Raw genomic sequence first — 15515 nt, forward strand, 5'->3', positions numbered from 1 at the left:
GTTTTATTGATAATCTTGCCGTTCAAACGGATAATTTATCTTCTAAACCGCCCGTACAGTGGTTGCTGTTAACTAATGACAAATGACTAAAATATGAAACTACAGCGAACAACTTTAATTTTGATACTATTAGCTTTGGGTTTGGGGGGTTTTGTTTACTTCTATGAGTTTTACTCAAAGACTCAACAAGAGAAAATACAAGAAAAAACACAGCAAATTTTCTCTTTTACAGCAGATGATGTGCAGTCTTTGACAGTAAAAACCAAAGATTATACTCTCAATTTGGAGCGTAACAGTAATTCTAAGCAACCAAAGTGGTTGATGACATCTCCCCAACAAGCCCCAGCTAGTGACGCGATCGTATCTTATTTAATGGATTTATTGGTCAAGGGTAAAAGCGATCGCACTTTATCAATTCCAGTTGATCGGCTTGCAGAATTTGGTTTAGCTCAACCCCAATCAACAATCGTCATTGCACTAAAAAATCAGCAAAGTCATCAGTTAATTTTGGGTAAGCCCGACTTTAAGCGTAGTTTTGTGTATGCTCAAGCCGATCCCGATCGTAAATCAACTGGGAATGTAGATGTGCTACTAGTATCCAAAGATTTTGAAAACGCAGTCAATCGCGAACTATCAGAGTGGAAACAAACTCCAGATGTTGGTGAAGGCAAACCTTTGCCTAGCCTCAATTTACCAACTCCACAAAATTGAATGATTATATTTACTGGAATTTGCACCGTCACCCACTACAGTCAAAAGGTGGGTGATTGTGCGTTATCTTAAATATACAAATTTTAAATTTTTTATTAAAAAAACAGCATTTTTGACTTAGCGATCGCCAATATTAGAGGTGGACTCATTCATTAATCTATCAATAGACTCTTTATGTTTTTTGTGAAACCTTAATAACTCCAAATACGCAAAAGGAACTATTATCGGCCACAGAATAGTAGCTACCACTAAAATGACAATAGAAAAAGAACGCTCTACTGCATTCATTTCTTTGTCTTGTAAAAATAACTCCAACCAACTAGTAAAGAAACAGTAAGACATTATTAAGTAAATTAAGATAACTATGTAAAAGAGAATATTGTGTTCTCTGATGTCCATGATTATTGTTATATTCTTAATTTCAACTGATTTCTAGACAATTAACCATAATAACTGAGTTAATACTACAAAGTTCTTATAATAATAAAAGCTCTATTAAAAAAAACATATTAACTTTGCAAACTTAATCAAGCTGAAATACAGCTATCCTTACTAACATCAACCTTTCAATATACTAACGTTCTTATGACAAGTCCAACAGCAACTTTGTTAATCTCTTGCCCCGATCAACGGGGACTAGTGGCGAAATTTGCGAATTTTATCTATTCTAATGGTGGCAATATTATCCATGCAGATCAACACACAGATTTTGCAGCAGGCTTATTTTTGACGCGTATTGAATGGCAATTAACAGGCTTTAATTTACCCCGTGAGTTAATAGCACCTGCATTTAATGCGATCGCCCAACCTTTACAAGCTCAATGGGAACTACACTTTTCCGATACTGTTCCTCGCATAGCAATTTGGGTTAGCCAGCAAGATCATTGTTTGTTGGACTTGATTTGGCGCAATCGTGCCAAAGAATTTACTGCTGAAATTCCCTTAATTATCAGTAACCATCCCCATCTAAGAGAGATGGCAGAGCAATTTGGTATTGACTATCACTATCTTCCGATTACAAAAGAAAATAAAATTGAACAAGAATCCAAACAACTAGAATTGTTGCAGCAGTACAAAATAGATTTAGTTGTATTGGCAAAATATATGCAAATTTTGAGTGCTGATTTTATTACTAAATTTCCACAAATTATCAATATTCACCACTCATTTTTACCAGCATTTGTAGGAGCAAATCCTTATCATAAAGCTTTTGAACGTGGTGTGAAAATTATTGGTGCCACAGCGCATTATGTGACTTCTGATTTAGATGCAGGGCCAATTATTGAACAAGATGTAGTGCGAGTTAGCCACCGTGATGAAGTTGAAGATTTGATTAGAAAAGGTAAGGATTTAGAGAGAGTTGTATTGGCAAGAGCAGTGCGTTTGCATTTACAGAATCGCGTGTTGGTGTATAGAAACCGTACAGTAGTATTTGAGTAATTTATCGAAAAGCAATCAGAATAAAGACAAGAGGGCAGCGTAACAGATGCATTACTCACACGAAGGCGGTACAGCATGACTCAAGCTTTACCCAAACAAATAACCTTTGATGAATTTATTGAGTGGCTACCAGAAAGCTCGGAGGTGCGCTACGAACTGCACGATGGAGTAATTGTCGAAATGCCAAAGCCGACTGGACAGCATTCCAATGTGACTGGCTTCCTGATAGAAGAATTAGTTCTAGCAATTATCCAGATAGGAAAACGCGGTATTTGGACTATTCCCAGAGAATCGATTGTTAAACCTACCAGTGAATCAGGGTATGAACCTGACATCATTGTTTTGAATCAACAAGCCTTAAGCAGTGAACATCGCTGGGAAAATGAATCGATCATTGAGAATGCTGCAAGTGTAAAGTTGATTGTTGAAGTTGTCAGCAGTAACCGGCGGGACGACTATTACAAGAAACGCGCCGATTATGAGGAAATGGGTATTCCTGAGTACTGGATTGTGGATTACGCCGCATTAGGTGGTAGGGCATTTATCGGTAACCCTAAACAGCCGACTATCTCTGTCTGCCAGTTGGTTGAAGGTGAGTATCAAGTCAGCCAGTTTCGGCAAGGCTCGCGCATTCAATCACCAACATTCCCAGAACTAAATTTGACTGCCGATCAAGTTTTTCGTGTCGGGCGCTAAGGCGTTAGAACTATCTGGAAAAGAGCAATCAACTATAGATTAGCGATCGCCCAATCAGTAGAAATCAAAAATTAAGAAAAAAATTAGAGAAGCTTACTATTCAATCTTTTGCTATGGCTAATACATCTCATCTTACGCGAAGAGTTCTTTTTAACTTTCTAGCATAGCGCGAATATCTTTTAGCATCAGAAATAAATGTAATGGATCTGTTGGGCTAGGTTCAAAATCAAATTGTTGATACCAGCCACGCGCGTTCTCATCTTTCGCGTGAACTAATAATGCACGAATACCAATCAGATCAGATGCTTGGTTTACACGAATTAAGCAGTTTTTTAGTAATCCTCTCCCTATACCTCTTTTTTGAAATTCTTTGCTTACCGCTAACCGAGCTAATAAAGCTACAGGGATAGGATATTTTGGTAAACCTTTAGATATACGAGGTGGTGCATTCTCGTGAATAACGGACGCTACGGTGATAATGTAATAACCAATTACATCACTTTCTAAGCAAGCGACATAGGTTGTTGAGCTATCAGATTGCTGATTTTTTAAAGCATATTTGTTTAAATAATTGTTTAAATCAGAATTCCCACAATCAAAGTTTTTTAGATTGTGGGATTTTGATAATTTAGTAATATATAAATTGTTAGATGCCACAAGACTACTCAAATACGCTAGGCTCAGTTAACAAACGACGTAAACGTGGTTTTTCAACACATGGAGCATCAAGAGCGTCTTGAAAAGCTTGCCATTGCTCATCGTTTAGCGCAAAAAGCTTTCGATTTGTTAAAGTTTCTTGTGCAGCTTGCAAGCCATGTTCAAGCAGAAATTCACTAACATTTTTATGACTTGCTGCTGCTGCTTGCTGTAAAAGCTTTTTAACGCTAGAGCTAGTACGGATATCAATCCGTTCAGTCCTAGATTCGGTTAGGTGACTCATACGTTTAATTAGGCTATTCTCTCTAAGCCAAAGTTAACATACACACATTGTCCTGACAATCAGTAGGTAAAAACTTTTTTAAAGAAAAAAAGCTACAAGCATTAGATCTGTAACCTTCTAATTCGTGTCTGTAAAGGGCGAGTTTGCTTGCACCTGAAGAATTTCAGAACTAGCGATCGCAATAACCGTAAGGTGGGCACTGTTCACAACGTAAAAATAAGAGTTTGGGGAAAGTTAGGCAGTGCCCACCCTACAAAAATTGTTGAACTAAATGTCTTAATACGAAGGTAATGCTAAGTCCCTAATAAGGTTTGGGTATCCTAAACAAGTGTAGATTACAAGCACATTAATATTCTCCAATATGTTGCCCAACCAAAATAGTTTTGTGACAATCGCTGCTATCGTGATGCTGCTCGTCGTACTTTAGCTCAAGAGCTTGCACCATTAGAAGAAAATAAAAATGCTGTTGAGGCAATTATCAATTTGATCGATCAAGCAATTCTGCAAGTTGAAAAATTTATTATTGAAAATTCATAGCCTAAATAGAATCGCGATTATGAAACCACATATACACTATCAGGTTCTTGAAATTGAAGCAGGAGCATCGCAGGATGACATTAAGCAGGCTTACAAGGATTTAGCTAAGGTTTGGCACCCAGACCGTTTCTCCTACAATCCAAGACTACAGCAGAAGGCAGAAGAGAAGATGAAGCAAATTAATGCCGCCTATGAATTCCTAAAATCTTATCAACCCCAAACTACTCAAAGCAAAGTAGAATCTGAGCAGAAGCAATCTGTCGAAATTTTTCTCAATTGCGAAAAGCTGGATAAACTACTTGAGTTGGGCAAATTGAAAGATGCTGACCATGAAACTAAACGGCTTTTGCTTGAATTAGCAGGTCGAGAAAAGGAAGGTTGGTTATTACCAGAGGATGTTAAAGCTCTTTTTCCCCAGGCTCTATCGGCTATTGATCAACTTTGGACTAAATATAGCAATGGTCGCTTTGGATTTAGCGTTCAAAGTAAGATTTGGCGTATGCTCGGTTGCGAGTCATCTGATAGCATATCTACACAGACAATTAGCGAAAATAAATTTGCTCAATCTGTTCATTGGCGTGTCGGTAGTAGATGGCTATCTCCGTGGGATTCCTTCAACTATGGCATTGAGGCTCCTCAAGGGAGTTTACCAAGAGAATACATTTTCGCGCTAAGTGGTTATTGGAGCTACTCTAAGGGCTGGACGGGTTACTTTCTGTTGAGGTTCGATGAAATCTTTCTAAAGCTGTAGTAGTTGAGTGAGTGGAGACAAGTGTTGTGCCGTTAAGGCAATCACGTAATTGTCGCAGTCGAACACGTGGATGTGACAAAACTGACTCATGGGGTATCGAGAATTGGGTACTAGGTTCCTAATTCCTAATCCCCAATCCCCAATCCCTCTTCTGTTCTGAATTCTGAATTCTATCAACGCACAACCCCTAAGGCAAAATTCACCGTGTAGGGTTCCTCCAAAGATTGCTGAGTACTGGCTTTGATGATATCCAGATAGTGACGCAGAGACTGCAATTGTGTGGTATTGGGACGATAGATAAAGTTGCCTTGTTTTTCAAAAAGTGGTGCTTCTGCGATCGCCTTATAATCTGAATTTTCTCTAGAAATTTGGGCAAGCCAGTTATAGGCTGTACCGCTAGGCAAAAAACCAGGAGGTAGTTCACCTTCTAGAAAAGCTAGTAGGCGTTGCTGACAAGTACGAGTATTGATGCCACGATTCTCGAATAATTCGATCACATCGTTTAAAGATACGGCTCGCTCTGGAATCAGGCGCAGTAACTCTGTAAACAGGAAATAATCGGTGTACTGTTGCTTGGGTACCTCTAAAACCTGCGGATGTAGAGGCAGCATCGCTAAACCATAGGCTACCCGGCTGCAAATCGGACTGCCATTTTCATCCATGTACGCATCTTGAATAATCCTGGCGTTGGGGAGTTTTTGCCGCAGCCAACGAGAAACTGCACCCAAACTAGCTGTGCCACCAGTCAAAATTGCTTGCTGAATTGCTTCTGTTGGTATGCCTTTTGCTACCAACAACTTGTTGAGTTCACGGTTGAGGCGGCGCACAAACGGGACAAAGACTAGGCTTTCTAAATCCCGTCGCTGGAGGTTCCAACGCTGATCCGACAATTCCATGCTAAAAGATTCTTGGTGTTGCAAAATTAACTTTAAGGCTATGGCTGCATCCAAAACCGCCTTACCAAGTAAAGAGCTTTCGAGTCGTTGCTGAAGACGAATGCGATCGCCAACATCCGGTTCCCCAGGGCGCGGTAAAGTCAATGATTCTAACCCCAAATCCGCAAATCTCAATTTCTCCACACCATAAACGGCTGGTTGCCAGTTCCAGGCATTACCGCTTGTTGCATTGCTATTGTCTTGATTGGAGCTAATCGGTTGTCGCCATTTTGGTGATAACAGCAATTGGCAGATTATATCTTGCTCTATTCCCTTAGCTGCATAAGCAAAACCGTGGAGCATAAAATTATCGTGGGTTAAGTCTTCCAGGTTTTCTGGCAAATCAACCAATGCCATTTCTGTTGCCGATACCCCAATATTTATTACCAGAGTGTTGCCAACCAGAGGGCGATCGCTAATTTTGGCAGCATGAGGAACTTGGCTCTCACTTAATTTGACGACTTCACCGTTAGCTCCATCGAGTTCTGAAAGCAAACAGGCGATCGTTTCCTCGACAAAAAACACTTGTTGAGGATGCTGGACAATTTTGCTAATCAGCAAGGCTTCGCGAATGTTAAAACGATATTGTTCCGTCCAATTCCAAGGACAGGTGCAGATGACACCAGCAATATTATCGATCGCATCGTGGAAGATTTGTTGATCTAAACCAGCAGCCGATGCTGTTAAACCGAGAGTCGTGCTATTGCGATCGGATTTTAACGTCAACAGCAATTTTGAGAGCGATCGCGTTACCCAAACCAAAGGAACCATCGCAACTTCATTGAACTGCAATACTGGTTCCCATTTTTGCCGTTCGTTTTTATAGGGGAGGGCGATTTGCAAATAGGGTTTTAACTGTGCTGAAAAAAGATTTTGTGACACCGCAGGTGCATTGTTCGCATTAGCTTGCTCCTGTGCTTGTTTAGTTTCTGTTTCTAAGTGATGTCCAGAATAAGCTGTGGGCGGCAAATAAACTTCTGCTGGTAAACGAAATGCTTTGGTGTTAGCAATTGCTTCTGGTTGGTTTTCTGCTGACCAATAGAGAGGATGTAATTCTGCCGTAGAGCGATTTAACAGTACCGCAGAAATCCCCGTTGTACCCAAATCAATACCGAGATACCAAGCTGAGTTCCGATTATTGTACCTAGATTCTGTAATATTTCCAAACTTAGAATCTGAAGGCAAAATAATTTCTGAGGAATCTGTTGTCTCTTCCTTTCTTTCAGTTGCAGCTAACTGTGTACCAGAAAAAGTAGTAGCCAGTTGTCCCTCGACTGGTTCTTGATATTCTAAATTTTTAGCAGGCTGCTGCTCCAAATGATTTTGTTCATCAAAATTAGCTAAATCCAGATCCAATTGCTGTAATTGCTCTCGATTCAAGGAAATTTCCGGTACATCTGAATTCTGATTTTCTGCGTGTGCCAGTAAATTTTCCTGTGGTGAAGCAACAACATAGTTATCTGAGGAAATGCCTTCTTCCTCGGTTGTGGGAACTGATGCGTGTAACTCTACTTCAGATACCTGTTCACTAATGCCGAAATTTGTAGTTGTCTCAGCACTAATTAGCTCTTCTGGTGGCAAAGATGAATTCTGTGTCTCTTCCGTAAATTCAATCTTATTCGATAAATCTAATAATTGTTCCCTGACAACTTCGGATATATCTTGTGTATTGATTGCGTTGGCATTGCCTGAATCTAACAAACCCGCATCTGGTTCGTCAAACCAAGGATCTGAGCCACCAAAAATAGAATCCGGTAGTTGAACTTCATCGCTGGTGTCTGGAGTCTGAGTTTCAATATTATTCAAAAAATCATCAGGTAATTCATCTGGGAGATTAGGAGCTTCAAAAACTACTTCTTGAGGAACAAATTCTGATTCTTGTTGACTGATATTATTAGTTTCATCAACCAGAAATTCTTCTGGAACATCTTTATTTTCGACAGTTACTTCTTGATGAAATAATTCTGATATTTGCTGATTGATTGTAGTAGTTTCATCAACAGATGTTTCTTCTGGGACAACTGTATTTTCGACAGTTACTTCTTGATGAAAAATTTCTGATATTTGCTGATTGATAGCAGTAGTTTCATCAACAGTTAGCTCATGCTCTGCAACTTCATTATTCACTTCCTCAGAAGGAGTTTCAGAGTTAGCTACAATTTCAGTTCCAAACAAACTAGCATAAAGTTGCTCTACTTCATCACGAATTGACACAGAGCTTTCCGGCTCTAATTCATTAGTAGTGATATTAGTAGCATCCGGCGTGTTTTGCTCGTCTTGAGTTAGCTCTGTCCCTAAATTATCCTCACTAAGCACAGAGTCGGTTGCTTGGAAATTACTGGTAAATGTAGCTGAAGTATCTTCTTGTGTAGATTCCGAACTTGTATTACCTGCCTGTAAACTTCTGAGATTGGCAGGTAGCGTTTCTTTATGGATATCAATGGTAAACGGTTCTTGAGAACTAATTTGTAGCTGCGCCTGCTGGGCAAAATTATTAATCAAGCCCGTCAATAACTGTTCTCCTTGCAGCCCCTTGCTGTACATTCTTGCTAATGCCTGGGACAACGACTCATTGTAGGTGTGAATATTGCGCTGTAGGGACTCAAACACCACATTTACACTGCCATCAAGGGCAAGTAATCGTCGATCCAATTCATTAGCAAGACGTGTTAACCGCGCCAACTGATCTTGTGACTCCAATAAAGGTTCACCAGAAGATGCTGGTTCTATATCGCCTTTGTTGTTTGCCACAGACGAACCAGCAGCACCAAGGGCGAGCCATTGCTCCTGCGAAGAATTCGCCAAAGCTGGCGGCTTCTGAGGCTGGAAATTGCCCCCTAGCCGATTTGTTACCGCTTGTAAAAAATCTGTAATAATTTGTTCTTGATTCGCCAACTGCTGGGCAAGGGAGTAGCTTTGTAAACGCCTTTGTTCTAGCTGCCTAATTTCCTGAACAAGGCTTGCCCGCTCTTGTAAAAGCCCTTGTATTTCTGCTTGTAATGGTGCCAGCAATGACGAAAATGCGTTCGTCTCGGTTGAATTCACATCTTCTGTGTCTTGGTTGGGTTGCTTGTGCCGTGATGAAGAGTGATTATTTTTAACAACAAATCTCGCTAGTAAAGGTGACAGCAGTCGCTGTTGCTGGTGTTGTTCCTCGTTTTCTGGGCTACCTACTTCCGCCTCAGTTTCCGTGCAACTCACAAGAAAGTTACGAACTCTTTCTAAAACTTGTTTTGGTTGCTCCCCTTCGCTAGAGAGGAGCTTAGAGAGGCGTTTGTTGGTAAGTAAACTATCAATGTCTGCGATCAATGTTTGAATTTCAGTTGTGCGGGAAGTCACTTTCATTTACCTTCGCTAAAACTGTACGTCTGATAGTGCAGAAATTACTTTAATTACTACTGTGATGATGTTATGCATCAGTTGAGCGTTCCGAACTCGTGGGCGATCGCCACTTAGTTCGCTACCCCCAAGAAAGCTGCTCGGTGTTTACACGGTACTAAAAAACCAAAGGTTATGCATTATTTTTAATTTTTAACCTCTTGTTAAACTGGTCAGTTCATTCCGACCATCTGTACTCTTTGTAAATATGAGCTAAAAAACCAACCTCAACCTAATTTTCCAAAAGTTCCAAAATTTCTTTTTAATTTTAAGAAGTTACTAAAACGAAATATTTTACAACAAGCGGTTAATTTCGGCGATAGGCATGATTGCTACAAATTTCAGCAAGCGCTAAAAACAGCCTTAGCAAAAATTTAGGAGCTTGAGTATGATTGATATAACTTGCCTGTACTCCAGTCATCATGGTTGAGTATAGGTAGCCAGCCATATATCTTGTACCAGTTCCAAAGACGGGCGAAACACCCACCCAAACTTTACCTAGTTTTCAGCACCAGGTAAAAATAGTTGAGAATCCTCTTGTCACTTGATTGTGTAACATAGTTTAGTTTTATCTTGGAAAGGGCTTGTGCTTTGATAGTTTAGTACACGTGATCATGAAAAGGGGTTCGGAAGTAGCCTGAAGTCCAACTCTTTACCTAGAGCGATCGGCACTATTGTTTTCTTACCCTAATTCACGACGAATTGTACTGAGGCTGAGAATGGCGCTTTTGTTTGTTGTGTTTACTGCAGCGTTTATCAATTAGATTTCGTAATGGAAGATCGGCATAGCGTCCAGACACCCGCCAATCCTTGGATTTTATCGGCTCCCTTTTTTCAAGGATTGCCCGCAAGCGCTATAGAAGTAGCCCTGACTCATCTTGTGACCCGCACTCACCCAGCCAATCAAGTGATCCTGCTGGAAAATGATTGGGGAGGTTCTGTATATTTTATTATTGAGGGATGGGTAAAAATTCGTACTTACAATTTAGAAGGTAAAGAAGTAACGCTAAATATCATCGGTAAAGGAGAATTATTCGGTGAAATGGCTGCACTCGACGAAGTGCCTCGCTCCACTGACGTGATCACTTTGACTACGACTGCGATCGGTAGTATGCCTGCTCAAGATTTTCTCAAGTTACTTCAAACAGAACCTTTGGCAGGAGTAAGATTGGCGCAACTAATGGCACGACGCTTGCGGCAAGTTAATCGGCGATTGCGTTTGCGGGAATCTGATAGCCAATCGCGTGTAGCAGATACGTTATTATTTTTGGCAGAGGGACAAGGGAAAAAAGGAGAAACGGGAACAGAAATTCCTAATTTGCCTCATCGGGAATTAAGTAGTTTAAGCGGACTGGCACGGGAAACAGTGACAAGAGTGTTGACAAGACTAGAAAAGAAAGGGTTGATCAAAAGGGATCAGGAGGTTATTTGTATCCCAGATGTGTCAGCTTTAGAAAGAATGATTGTTTAGATTCTCTAATATGAGCATTATAGATTCTCCAACCGATGAGCCAGAAGAACGTCCCAACCCCCAACCCTACGACTCTGTAACTTCTTCATATACAGATAAACAAAATCATTTAAGACAACCCCAATTAAAGCTGGATGCACCATTGAGAATGGTGGAAACAGCATTTTTAGCCAGTGCCGCTAGCTTAATTTGGTTTATTAATTTTTATTTTCCCTTAGGCCCGGTGTTGCGGATATTTTTCCCAGTACCGATCGCTCTAGTCTACCTGCGTTGGGGCCAAAGAGCAGCATGGATGGCAGCAGTCACTTGTGGTTTGCTGCTATCGGTGTTGATGGGGCCTGTTCGCAGTTCGCTATTTGTCATGCCTTTTGGTTTTATGGGAGTACTTTTAGGGGCAACTTGGCATCGCCGCGTTCCCTGGATTGTTTCGATCAGCTTGGGTGCAATATTGGGCACTGTAGGGGTATTTTTTCGGTTGTGGCTGTTATCTTTGTTGTCAGGGGAAGACCTTTGGGTTTATGTAATTAACCAAGTCACAGATATGATCGAGTGGTTATTCCTCAGGCTGGGTATACTATCATCTCCCAGTGTTTATACGATCAATCTCGGAGCGATCGCTTTAATCGTATTCAACAATTTTATTTACCTATTCGTCGTACATCTAGCAGCATGGCTGCTCTTGGATCGCTTAGGCAACCCCATTCCCCGCCCGCCACGCTGGGTACAAGTTTTGATGGATTATGAGTAATGGTCACTTGTCCTTTGTCCTTTGTTATTTGTTCTAAGCTAATGACTAATGACCCTTACGGGTACCCTGCGGGAAGTCGCCCTCCAGGCGTCTACGCCAGTCGCCCCAAGTCGGGGAACCTGCCCACGGCGCTGGCTCACCAATGACCAATGACTAATGACTAATGACTTAATTCGCATTTATACCCAAATCCAACAGGGGCAGGAATGGCTTGTTCGCTATCATGGTTACTCACCTGTATTTGCTTATGTTTTAGGTTTTACTGACACTTGTTTAATTCCCGGAATTTCCGCAGCCGGTCGCACAATTGAGGATCGTAAATATACAGCAGTTGCTGATGCTGAATTTCTCTACTGCGGCACAGCAAAAAAACCCCAATATCCTCTTCCACCTCTAATTGCTGGTGCATCTCCAGTGTTAATTTCCCGTGCGGTGGTGGAGGAATTAAATATACCAATTTATTTATTTAATGCTGGTTTGCCTCAATCCCCTGCCGTCCCGGTAATTGATTTAGGTGGTTCTCCGGCTCGGTGCTTAAGTCACGGTAATGCGATGGAACTAGCAATGGTACACCACTTGCTAGAACAAGGACTGTTATGGGGCGATCGCCTAGCCGACAAAATGCAAACAGGTTATCTAGTCTTGGGTGAATGTGTCGTAGGTGGAACCACAACCGCTTTGGCTATCCTAACTGGTTTGGGTATAAACGCAGTTGGAAAAGTCAACAGCAGCCACCCTGTTTGCAACCACACCCAAAAGTGGGCAGTAGTGCAGGCAGGTTTGGAGAAGATGAGGGGGACAGGAGAAGACACGGAGAGGCAGAGAGGGGCAGACACGGAGAATCTATCAAAAATATTCCCCGTGTCCTCTTCTTTCCCCGCGTCCCCAATTGATCCTCTCCAACTCGTGGCGGCGGTGGGCGATCCCATGCAAGTTGTTGCAGCAGGAATAGCGATCGCTCTCAGCCGCAGTTGTGGTGTTTTGCTTGCTGGTGGTACGCAAATGCTGGCGGTATACGCACTCATGAGCGCGATCGCTCAAGCTTATAATTTACCCTGGAACCCAGAAGCAGTAGTCGTAGGTACAACGCGCTGGGTAGTAGAAGATTCCACAGGAGGCACTGTAGATTTAGCCCAGCTAGTGGGTGAATACAGCATAAAATTGGGCGGTACTCCTCCGCCCTTACTAGCCACTCAATTAAGTTTTGCTAATTCTGCTTACCCCCAACTTCGAGCATATGAACAGGGTTTTGTAAAAGAAGGTATGGGGGCTGGAGGAGCTTGCATTGCCGCTCATCTCACTTACGATTGGCAGCAACATCAACTTTTAAAAGCCATTGAAGCCCAAATTGACGGACTATTTCAACTCAATAGTCAGTAGTCCAGAGTCAAAACAGCGTCGGCTGTGGAATATTGACTATTGATTTGTTAGTGAATTCTTTTGAGCAGTAATTGCTCTTCTAGAGCAGCAATCCGATTGTATGCTGCTGTTAATTGTGCTGTTAGTCTTTGAATTTGAATTTCTGGCGTAATTTGCTTGTCTCCTCCCTGAAGATTTGAGTCTGGATAAATACCATCTGCTATTACATCTTTGTGTTCCATCTCCGGGTTAAGACTAAATTGTCCTTTGAACTGTAAGCGGCCAGTCTCAACATTTTCTAAAACATTATCTCTATCCTCGTGTGTTGTTTCCAAGCAGCACGCCGATAAAGCTTGAGATACTTTATTATCAAGCTGCTCAATCACTTGGTAGAGGGCATCTAGTTTATAACTCAATGTCAGGACTTGCTTTTGTAATGGCTCCATTTAATACCCTCGTCCGCTTGTTTTTCTCTATGTTATTCAATTTACTGGCAACGTTAAATATACTTATGATTTTTTTAATTTTTAAGATTATTTTTTAGGAATGAATATTTAATTAATCAATTATTAACATTTCTCAATATTGTCTATAGCCTTACTAAATTTTAGCATTGAGAAAATTTACCTTTTTGAAAAAATTTCAAAAATCATGCTTTATCTAGCTATGTCTAGATTTTGGCAGTATCACGAAGAAAAAATCATAAAAGCATAACCAGGTTCGGCAAAGCTAACGCTTAAAGCTATTAATGGAAATTTGTTAGCTTACATATCACTAAATTTTGACAAATCAATTAAAAAGCTAAGAATCGACTAATATGCCATTAGGCAGGCATCTATATGATTTCATTGCCCAACGCTTGTAATGGAAAACTCTCTTCCATACCCCAAGCACCTCTAGCTCCTAACTTAAGACAGATGGCAGTAATTATGCTTATCAAAATATAGCTATTTTGGCTGATTATTTTGATTGCGAGAACTTAAATAATAAAATTCTTGGTAAGCAGGTATGCATTCTAATCTCAATAACTTGTGCTTGTTGCTTACGCAAATTTTCTCGATTACGGCTGGTTATCCTCTTACTCAGTCGTTAGCAAAGGTAATCAGGCAATTTGGTTAAATAGTATGAGTTAGAAACAAAAATCTCAACTCAATGTATAGACGGTCTTTTTTGCAAGGCAGTATTACACTAGTACTCTTACAGTCACTGCTTGGATGTACTAACAACAGCCAGGAGAAATTAAGTGTTCAACTTTTAAAAGGCTCTATTCCTGCTCAGGTAGTTAATAAATTCCGACGAGCTTTACAGCAGAAGGCACAACTAAATTTTGCTCCTGCAGAGCAGTTACAGGATTTATATCAGGAATTACAAACCTGGCACAATCAGTCCAAAACAAATTCTCCGAAAAAATGGAATTTTCCCTTACCCTTAGGATCATCGGCAAAAGATGCTGTTGCTGATTTAGTGACTTTGGGAGATTATTGGCTAAAAGCAGCTATTGAGCAAAAACTAATTCAACCACTAGAAGTAGAACAGCTAAAACAGTGGTCTAATTTACCTCAACGCTGGCAAGAATTGGTAACACGCAACGAGCAAGGCTACCCAGATGCCCAAGGAAGAGTTTGGGCGGCTCCTTACAGTTGGGGTAGTACAGTGATTGTTTACGATCGCGACAAATTCCGAGAATTAGGTTGGGAACCGACAGACTGGAGCGATTTGTGGCGAAGCGAACTGCGCGATCGCATTTCTGTGCTCAACCAGCCACGAGAAGTAATAGGTTTAGTGTTAAAGAAGCTAGGACAATCTTACAACACGCAAAATTTGGACAGCATTCCTAACTTGGAAGAAGAATTAAGCACTCTCAATCAACAGGTTAAGCTTTACAGTTCCACAAGATATTTAGAACCTCTAATTATTGGAGATACTTGGCTCGCGGTTGGTTGGTCAAATGATGTATTGTCCGTACTTGGACGTTATCCTCAACTTGCCGCAGTTATTCCGCGATCGGGAACAGCATTGTGGGCAGACGTGTGGGTAAAACCTGCGGGCGTTACAGGTGAGGATTTAGCATACCAATGGATCGATTTTTGTTGGCTACCAAACATAGCTGAACAAATTTCTCTGCTTGCCAAAACAAATTCACCTATTTCTACAAAAATTGAATATTCTAATCTCCAAGCAGAATTACGTAACTTGTTAAGAAACAATAATGAAATTTTTGCCAAAAGCGAATTTTTACTTCCCTTACCACCCGGCGTAACTGCTAAATACGAATCTTTATTTAACAAAATTAAGGGATAAGTAGTGATTGGGTATAAGGGATTCCCTCGTTACCAGGTTGAACCTGGTAACGAGAACTAGAGCCTCTGGCTCTCTTAATTCTTAATCGATTTATTTTTCTCTTCACTTTGTGCGTAATTAGCGAGTTAGACACTGTATCAAGTAAATAGCTTTTTTCAAGCATCAGTTTCTAGCTGATGCCAATAGCAAGTAATTTTGTGCTTCTTTTAGTGCGTAATAAAATTTACTTGTAAATATTAATAACTATA

Annotated in this window: 14 protein-coding genes; 8 read left to right on the forward strand and 6 right to left on the reverse strand. The window is 40.8% G+C overall.

The window, feature by feature from the left end:
* The first annotated feature begins 93 nt into the window (after positions 1-93).
* Positions 94-711 (forward strand): DUF4340 domain-containing protein, encoded by a 618-nt coding sequence (locus UYC_RS0125820; RefSeq protein WP_016874402.1) that lies wholly within the window; start codon positions 94-96, stop codon positions 709-711.
* Positions 712-828: 117 nt separating this feature from the next.
* On the opposite strand, the gene UYC_RS0125825 is transcribed toward UYC_RS0125820, so the two are convergent.
* Positions 829-1053, reverse strand: coding sequence for a hypothetical protein (locus UYC_RS0125825; protein ID WP_235082935.1), 225 nt, complete (start codon positions 1051-1053; stop codon positions 829-831).
* Positions 1054-1296: 243 nt separating this feature from the next.
* On the opposite strand from UYC_RS0125825, the gene purU reads away from it, so the two are divergent.
* Positions 1297-2151, forward strand: coding sequence for a formyltetrahydrofolate deformylase (gene purU, locus UYC_RS0125830; RefSeq protein ID WP_016874400.1), 855 nt, complete (start codon positions 1297-1299; stop codon positions 2149-2151).
* Positions 2152-2226: 75 nt separating this feature from the next.
* Complete coding sequence (locus UYC_RS0125835; protein ID WP_016874399.1) at positions 2227-2847, forward strand: Uma2 family endonuclease; 621 nt, start codon at positions 2227-2229, stop codon at positions 2845-2847.
* Positions 2848-2997: 150 nt separating this feature from the next.
* On the opposite strand, the gene UYC_RS0125840 is transcribed toward UYC_RS0125835, so the two are convergent.
* Positions 2998-3504, reverse strand: coding sequence for a GNAT family N-acetyltransferase (locus tag UYC_RS0125840; RefSeq protein ID WP_016874398.1), 507 nt, complete (start codon positions 3502-3504; stop codon positions 2998-3000).
* A gap of 4 nt (positions 3505-3508) precedes the next feature.
* On the reverse strand, positions 3509-3787 hold the full coding sequence (locus tag UYC_RS0125845) for a type II toxin-antitoxin system TacA family antitoxin (RefSeq protein ID WP_016874397.1): 279 nt from the start codon (positions 3785-3787) through the stop codon (positions 3509-3511).
* Positions 3788-4295: 508 nt separating this feature from the next.
* Between UYC_RS0125845 and UYC_RS0125850 the strand changes: the two genes are divergently transcribed.
* Positions 4296-5075, forward strand: coding sequence for a GUN4 domain-containing protein (locus UYC_RS0125850; RefSeq protein WP_235082934.1), 780 nt, complete (start codon positions 4296-4298; stop codon positions 5073-5075).
* A gap of 173 nt (positions 5076-5248) precedes the next feature.
* Here the strand turns inward: UYC_RS0125850 and UYC_RS0125855 are convergent, their stop codons facing one another.
* Both UYC_RS0125855 and UYC_RS38655 read right to left on the reverse strand, forming a co-directional pair.
* Positions 5249-9355 carry a hypothetical protein gene (locus tag UYC_RS0125855; RefSeq protein WP_016874395.1) on the reverse strand — a complete coding sequence of 1369 codons (4107 nt, stop codon included), beginning with the start codon at positions 9353-9355 and terminating at the stop codon, positions 5249-5251.
* Positions 9356-9695: 340 nt separating this feature from the next.
* Positions 9696-9836 (reverse strand): hypothetical protein, encoded by a 141-nt coding sequence (locus tag UYC_RS38655; RefSeq protein ID WP_016874394.1) that lies wholly within the window; start codon positions 9834-9836, stop codon positions 9696-9698.
* 324 nt (positions 9837-10160) lie between these two features.
* On the opposite strand from UYC_RS38655, the gene UYC_RS0125860 reads away from it, so the two are divergent.
* The 3 genes from UYC_RS0125860 (at position 10161) to UYC_RS0125870 (ending at position 12987) form a co-directional block, all read left to right on the forward strand.
* Positions 10161-10859, forward strand: coding sequence for a Crp/Fnr family transcriptional regulator (locus tag UYC_RS0125860; protein WP_016874393.1), 699 nt, complete (start codon positions 10161-10163; stop codon positions 10857-10859).
* Between the two features lie 10 nt (positions 10860-10869).
* Complete coding sequence (locus tag UYC_RS0125865) at positions 10870-11607, forward strand: DUF2232 domain-containing protein (RefSeq protein WP_016874392.1); 738 nt, start codon at positions 10870-10872, stop codon at positions 11605-11607.
* 156 nt (positions 11608-11763) lie between these two features.
* Entirely contained in the window at positions 11764-12987 is a 1224-nt protein-coding gene (locus UYC_RS0125870; protein WP_016874391.1) for a nicotinate-nucleotide--dimethylbenzimidazole phosphoribosyltransferase, read from the forward strand.
* A 47-nt stretch (positions 12988-13034) separates the two neighbouring features.
* On the opposite strand, the gene UYC_RS0125875 is transcribed toward UYC_RS0125870, so the two are convergent.
* Positions 13035-13412 carry a hypothetical protein gene (locus UYC_RS0125875; protein WP_016874390.1) on the reverse strand — a complete coding sequence of 126 codons (378 nt, stop codon included), beginning with the start codon at positions 13410-13412 and terminating at the stop codon, positions 13035-13037.
* A gap of 706 nt (positions 13413-14118) precedes the next feature.
* On the opposite strand from UYC_RS0125875, the gene UYC_RS0125880 reads away from it, so the two are divergent.
* Positions 14119-15267 (forward strand): extracellular solute-binding protein, encoded by a 1149-nt coding sequence (locus tag UYC_RS0125880; protein WP_016874389.1) that lies wholly within the window; start codon positions 14119-14121, stop codon positions 15265-15267.
* The last annotated feature ends 248 nt before the right edge of the window (positions 15268-15515 follow it).

This window comes from Chlorogloeopsis fritschii PCC 6912 (assembly GCF_000317285.1).
Lineage (GTDB): Bacteria > Cyanobacteriota > Cyanobacteriia > Cyanobacteriales > Nostocaceae > Chlorogloeopsis > Chlorogloeopsis fritschii.